This window comes from Azospirillum sp. B4, from assembly GCF_000333275.1.
GTDB lineage: Bacteria > Pseudomonadota > Alphaproteobacteria > Azospirillales > Azospirillaceae > Nitrospirillum.
This window is the reverse complement of record NZ_BACU01000489.1, coordinates 1-6,235: the sequence shown is the minus strand read 5'-3', so window position 1 is coordinate 6,235 and position 6,235 is coordinate 1. Positions and strand designations below refer to the sequence as shown.

General features: G+C 67.2%; 5 protein-coding genes. 1 reads left to right on the top strand and 4 read right to left on the bottom strand.

Features of this window, described 5'->3' with window-relative positions; all coding sequences use genetic code 11:
- Positions 1-294 precede the first annotated feature (294 nt).
- Positions 295-1,077 (top strand): 3-hydroxybutyrate dehydrogenase, encoded by a 783-nt coding sequence (locus I55_RS21420; protein WP_044562634.1) that lies wholly within the window; start codon positions 295-297, stop codon positions 1,075-1,077.
- A gap of 166 nt (positions 1,078-1,243) precedes the next feature.
- Here I55_RS21420 and I55_RS21415 read toward each other — a convergent pair whose 3' ends face one another.
- From I55_RS21415 to fdhF, 4 genes are all read right to left on the bottom strand, one after another.
- Positions 1,244-2,896: an OFA family MFS transporter gene (locus I55_RS21415; RefSeq protein ID WP_044562632.1), complete on the bottom strand. Its 1,653-nt coding sequence runs from the start codon at positions 2,894-2,896 to the stop codon at positions 1,244-1,246.
- A gap of 103 nt (positions 2,897-2,999) precedes the next feature.
- Positions 3,000-3,215 (bottom strand): formate dehydrogenase subunit delta, encoded by a 216-nt coding sequence (locus I55_RS21410; protein WP_044562629.1) that lies wholly within the window; start codon positions 3,213-3,215, stop codon positions 3,000-3,002.
- The gene (gene fdhD, locus I55_RS21405; RefSeq protein ID WP_083901312.1) at positions 3,205-4,110 is read right to left on the bottom strand and encodes a formate dehydrogenase accessory sulfurtransferase FdhD; all 906 of its coding nucleotides are present in this window, start codon (positions 4,108-4,110) and stop codon (positions 3,205-3,207) included. The genes I55_RS21410 and fdhD overlap by 11 nt, the downstream gene beginning before the upstream one ends.
- The coding region (gene fdhF, locus I55_RS21400) for a formate dehydrogenase subunit alpha (RefSeq protein WP_044562628.1) at positions 4,107-6,235 on the bottom strand (2,129 nt) is incomplete at its 5' end. The genes fdhD and fdhF, both read right to left, overlap by 4 nt.

The window sequence follows — 6,235 nt, the reverse complement described above, 5'->3', positions numbered from 1 at the left end:
ATAAAGAGCGTGTTCTTCATTAATATCCGGAGTTGATGACGGTTATGTGATGCCGCGTCCAGTGCGAACGCGCTGGGCTCGCATGGCTGAACGCCGCCGCCCATCGCACCCGCCAACGCCGTTTTGTAGATTCCGGCGGCAATCGTCCTATGACAACGGCTTAGGCCATGGGCGGGGCTTTCGGCGGCGCACACATGGCCTTATATCAGGATCGGCGGCGGCTGACCTGACCGGCCGCCCGACGCCAACGGACACGAGATCAACCGCCATACGTGCTCAACCGAAGAGGTAGTCATGCTGAAGGGTAAAGCCGCCGTCGTCACCGGATCCACCAGCGGGATCGGCCTGGGCATCGCCCGCGTCCTGGCGTCCAAGGGCGCCAACATCATGCTGAACGGCTTCGGCGACGCCGCGGAGATCGAGAAGGTCCGCAGCGGGCTGGAGAGCGAGTTCGGCGTGCGTGCCGCCTACAACGCCGCCGACATCTCCAAGCCGTCCTCCATCAAGGAGATGATCGACACCGCGGTCGAGACCTTTGGGTCCATCGACGTGCTGGTCAGCAACGCCGGCATCCAGTACACGGCGGCCATCGAGGATTTCCCCGAGGACAAGTGGAACGCCATCATCGCCATTAATCTGTCCGGCGTGTTCTGGGGCATGCACTACGCCCTGCCCTATATGAAGAAGCAGGGCTGGGGCCGGCTGATCAACATCGCCTCCGCCCACGGCCTGGTGGCCAGCCCCCACAAGTCGGCCTATGTGGCGGCCAAGCATGGCGTGGTCGGCCTGACCAAGGTGGCCGCCCTGGAGACGGCGGAACTGGACATCACCGCCAACGCCATCTGCCCCGGCTGGGTGCTGACCCCGCTGGTGCAGAAGCAGATCAATGACATGGCCCAACGCGAGGGCATCTCGGTCAAGGACGCCGAGCTGAAGCTGCTGTCCGAAAAGCAGCCGTCCAAGAAGTTCACCACGCCAGAGGAACTGGGCGAGCTGGCCGCCTTCCTCTGCACCGACGCCGCGGCGCAGATGACCGGCGTCCCCCTGCCCATGGATGGCGGCTGGACGGCGCAGTGATCCTGCCCCCTCAAACGCCGGGCGCCGGCTTCCGCCGGCTTGGCTTTCCTCGCTTTCCAGTCCGCTTCGCTCCCCGGAAAGCTCCGGCGCCCGCGGTCGCGGGCTAGGAACAAAAGAAAACGGGGCGCGCTTGGCATCCAGGCGCGCCCCTTGTCGTTGGTACCGCTCAATTGAACAGCGGCGCCGCCTTTTGCAGGGTGGTCCACACGCCCCACAGGATGGGCAGGCCCACCGCCAGCCAGGCCAGGATGGCGGTGCCGTCCAGCCCGCCCCGGCCGATGCCGAAGGAACCGCCGGCGGCGTTGGCGCTGGCCGTCTTGGCCTGCAGGGCCGCCACCTCGGTATCGCTCATGAACCACTTGGCCGACAGTTGCTTGATGGCGAAGTTGCAGAGCATTCCCAGGATCAGGAACACCGCCAGGACGTAGAAGGTGACGTCGTAGACGTGATCCTTGGGCACCTTCAGCGCCAGTTCGGCCTCACGGATGTAACCGACCAGGATGGGGCCGACGATGCCCGCCACCGACCAGGCCGTCAGCAGCCGGCCGTGGATGGCGCCGACGAACTGGGTGCCGAAGATGTCGGCCAGATAGGCCGGCACGGTGGCGAAGCCGCCGCCGTACATGGACAGGATGACCCCGATGGCCAGCACGAACAGCGCGACGCTGCCCGAGCGCGCCAGGGTGGGGGCGGCGGCGTACAGCACCAGGCCCAGGGCGAAGAAGATGAAGTAGGTCGCCTTGCGGCCCAGCTTGTCCGACATGGAGGCCCAGAAGAGGCGCCGCCCGATGTTGAACAGCGAGATCAGCCCGGCAAAGGCGGCGCCGATGGTGGCGATGGCCGTCTTCTGGCCCGGATCCAACTGGTCGAAGCCCAGCTCCGGATGGCCGATCAGCTTGCCGGCGAAGATCTCCTGCAACATGGGGGAGGCCATGCCGATGACACCGATGCCGGCGCTGACGTTCAGGCAGAGGACCGCCCAGATCAGCCAGAACTGGGGCGTCCGGTGCGCGTTCTTCAGGTGCACGTGGCCGTGGGTGATCATGGCGCGCTGCGCCGCCGCCGGCGGGGTCCACCCCTCCGGACGCCAGCCGGCGGGCGGGATGCGGTAGCCGAAGGCGCCGGCCAGCATGAAAACGAAGTAGATCGCGGCCAAGACCAGGAAGGTCTGCCACACGCCGACATCGTTGGGGCCCTTGAACTGGTTGATCAGGATGTTGGCCAGGGGGGAGCCGATCATGGCGCCGCCACCGAAGCCCATGATGGCCATGCCGGTGGCCATGCCGCGCCGGTCGGGGAACCATTTGATGAGGGTGGAGACGGGCGAGATGTAGCCCAGGCCCAGGCCCACGCCGCCGATGATGCCGCCCAGCCACAACAGCCACATCTGGTGGACCATGATGCCGATGGCCGATACCACCATGCCGCCGCACCAGCAGAAGGCGGCGACGACACCGGCGCGCCGGGGGCCCACCCGTTCCAGCCAGCCGCCCCACAGCGCCGCGGACGAGCCCAGGACGACGAAGAACAAGGTGTACATGATCTGGATGTCGGCCACCCGCCAGTTGCAGGTGGTGGTGGTCAGGGCCGCCATCAGCGAAATGGACTTGCACGCCGCCTCGTCCGTGCCCGTCAGGGCCTTGGACAGGGGCAGCCAGAACACGCTGAAGCCATAGGCCATGCCGATGCACAAATGGATGGCGAGCGCCGCCGGCGGCACCAGCCACCGGTTAAAACCCGCCTTCGCGACTATTCTTTCCCGGTCGAGGATGGAGCCCGTCGAGCCCCCGGTGGTGGAATCCGCAGTCCCCACACTCATTGGCGCCTCCAGTTTTCTTATATTGGCAGTCGAAAACAGATGGCTGCCCGCCCGGATCGCCACCGTACCCCTCTCAGTATTGTTCTTTTGTACTAGAGATATCCTAGTTTACTTTGGGTAAACTTTCCACTGCCTTAACGACCTCCGGATCCAATCCGGCGGCGCCCTGGGCCACATGGTCCTGGATCGCCCGCCTCATCCGGGGTTCCCAGAACTTGGCGATATGGTTGGCGATGCCGGCCGCCGCCTTGTCACCCGGCTGGCTGATGAAGAACTTGCCGATTTGGTTGGCCATGTAGACCAGCTTGTCAGGCGACATGCCGCACGTTCCCTTGCTTCGCTTCCACACCCGTCCTGTCGCCCGGAATGATCCGGTCGGCGTGGGTGAACACCTCAAAACCGTCGCGGCGCGCCACCGCCACCAGGGTGATGCCGGCGGCCTCCGCCGTGCGGATGGCCAGGGCGGAGGGGGCGGACACCGCCACCAGCACCGGCACGCCCATGGCCGCCGCCTTCTGCACCAGTTCCACCGACACCCGGCTGCTCATCACCACCATGCCGGCGGCGGCCTCGACACCGGCGCGGATCAGGGCGCCGGCCAGCTTGTCTAGGGCGTTGTGGCGGCCGACATCCTCGCGCACCGCCACCATGCGGCCGGGCGCCCCGTCCGTGCCGGCCAGCCAGAAGCCCGCGGCGTGCACGGCCCGCGTCTCTTCAAACAAGGGCTGGTGGCGGGCCAGGTCATCGCGCGCCGCCCCCACCTGGGCCGCATCGACGGTGAAGCCCGGCGGCACCACCGGCAGGGCGCGCGTCGCCTCCGCCAGGCTTTCCAGGCCGCACAGGCCGCACCCCATGGGCCCGGCCAGGCGGCGGCGGCGGCGTTCCAACGCCTCCCCCGGCGTCTTGGCCAGCCACAGGCGGACGTTCACGCCCTCGGGCACCACCACCATGTCCAGGTCGGCGATGTCAGCGCGGCCGGTGATGATGCCCTCGGTCACGCTGAAGCCCAGGGCGAAATCCTCCAGGTCGCGCGGCGTGGCCATCAGCACGGCATAGGCGGCGCTGTCATAGCTGACGGCCACCGCCGTCTCCTCCGCCACCACCCGTTCCCCTTCCTCGGGCGTGCCGTCCCGCCAGGCGACCCGGGTGACGGGCAGGCTGGCGTTGGGCAGGTCACCGACAGGCAGGTCATGGGGGGGCACGCGTTCCGTCATTCAGCGGCGTCCGTGCCGACGATGCGGCGGCTGAGGTCGCTATGGGTCTTGTACTTCTCCTGCCAATCCGACGGGCCGTTGCTGGGGCTGACCTGCACCGCCGTCACCTTGTATTCCGGGCAGTTGGTGGCCCAGTCGGAGTAGTCGGTGGTGATCACGTTGGCCTGCGTCATGGGATGGTGGAAGGTGGTGTAGACCACGCCGGGCGATACCCGGTCGGTGATCAGGACGCGCAACGTCGTCTCGCCCGCCCGGCTTTGCAGCTTTACCCAGTCGCCATCGCGCACGCCACGATTCTCCGCATCGTGGGGATGCATCTCCAGCCGGTCTTCCTTGTGCCATTCGCTGTTGGCCGTGCGCCGGGTCTGGGCGCCGACGTTGTATTGGCTGAGGATGCGGCCGGTGGTGAGCAGCAGGGGGAAGCGCGGCCCGGTCCGCTCATCCGTGGGGATGTATTCGGTCAGCACCAGCTTGCCCTTGCCCCGGGCGAAGCCGCCGATGTGCATGATGGGCGTGCCTTCCGGCGCCTGGTCGTTGCAGGGCCACTGCACGGACCCCCTGTCATCCAGCAACTGATAGGTGACGTTGCGGAAACCGGGGGTGGTGGCCGCGATCTCCGCCATGATCTCCGAGGGGTGGCCGTACTTCATGGGATAGCCCAGGGCGTTGGACAGCAGCTGGGTGATTTCCCAGTCGGCATAGCCGTTGCGGGGCGGCATGACCCGGCGCACGCGATTGATGCGCCGTTCGGCGTTGGTGAAGGTGCCGTCCTTCTCCAGGAAGGTGGAGCCCGGCAGGAAGACGTGGGCGTAGTTCGCCGTCTCGTTCAGGAACAGGTCCTGCACCACCACGCATTCCATGGATTCCAGGCCATGGGTGACATGGTGGGTGTCGGGGTCGGACTGCACGATGTCCTCGCCCTGGACGTACAGGCCCTTGAAGGTGCCGTCGACCGCCGCGTCCAGCATGTTGGGGATGCGCAGGCCCGGCTCCCTCTCCAGCGTCACGCCCCACATGTCCTCGAAGATGGCCCGGGTGGCGTCGTCATGGACATGGCGATAGCCCGGCAGCTCATGGGGGAAGGAACCCATGTCGCAGCTGCCCTGCACGTTGTTCTGGCCGCGCAGCGGGTTCACGCCCACGCCCCGCCGGCCAAGGTTGCCGGTCACCATGGCCAGGTTGGCGATGGCCATGACGGTGGTGGAGCCCTGGCTGTGTTCCGTCACGCCCAGGCCGTAGTAGATGGCGGCGTTGCCGCCGGTGGCATACAGGCGGGCGGCGGCGCGCAGCTCGGCCGCCGGCACGCCGGTGTACTCCGCCACCGCCTCGGGGCTGTGGCGATCCTCGGCCACGAAGGCCGCCCAGTCCTGGAACTCGTCCCACTCGCAGCGCTCGCGCACGAAGGCCTCGTTGACCAGGCCCTCGGTGACGATGACATGGGCGATGGCGGTCATGACGGCGACGTTGGTGCCGGGGCGCAACGCCAGGTGATGGGCCGCCCGCACGTGCGGCGTCTTCACCAGATCGATGCGGCGCGGATCGACCACGATCAGCTTGGCGCCCTGGCGCAGCCGCTTCTTCAGGCGGGAGCCGAAGACGGGATGGCCATCGGTGGGGTTGGCGCCCACCACCATGACCACGTCGGTATCCTCCACGCTGTCGAAGTCCTGCGTGCCGGCGGACGTGCCGTAGGCGGTGCCCAGACCGTAACCGGTGGGGGAATGGCAGACACGGGCGCAGGTGTCGACGTTGTTGTTGCCGAAGCCGGCGCGCACCAGCTTCTGCACCAGGTAGGTTTCCTCGTTGGTGCAGCGGGAGGAGGTGATGCCGCCGACGGAATGACGTCCGTATTTCTCCTGGATGCGCTTGAACTCGCCGGCGGTATGGCGGATGGCCTCCTCCCACGAGACCTCCCGCCACGGGTCGGTGATCTTGGCCCGGATCATGGGCTTCAGGATACGCTCGCGGTGGGTGGCGTAGCCCCAGGCGAAGCGGCCCTTCACGCAGGAATGGCCCCGGTTGGCGGCACCATCCTTGTAGGGGACCATGCGCACCAGCTCGGTCCCGCGCATCTCCGCCTTGAAGCTGCAGCCCACGCCGCAATAGGCGCAGGTGGGACGACGGA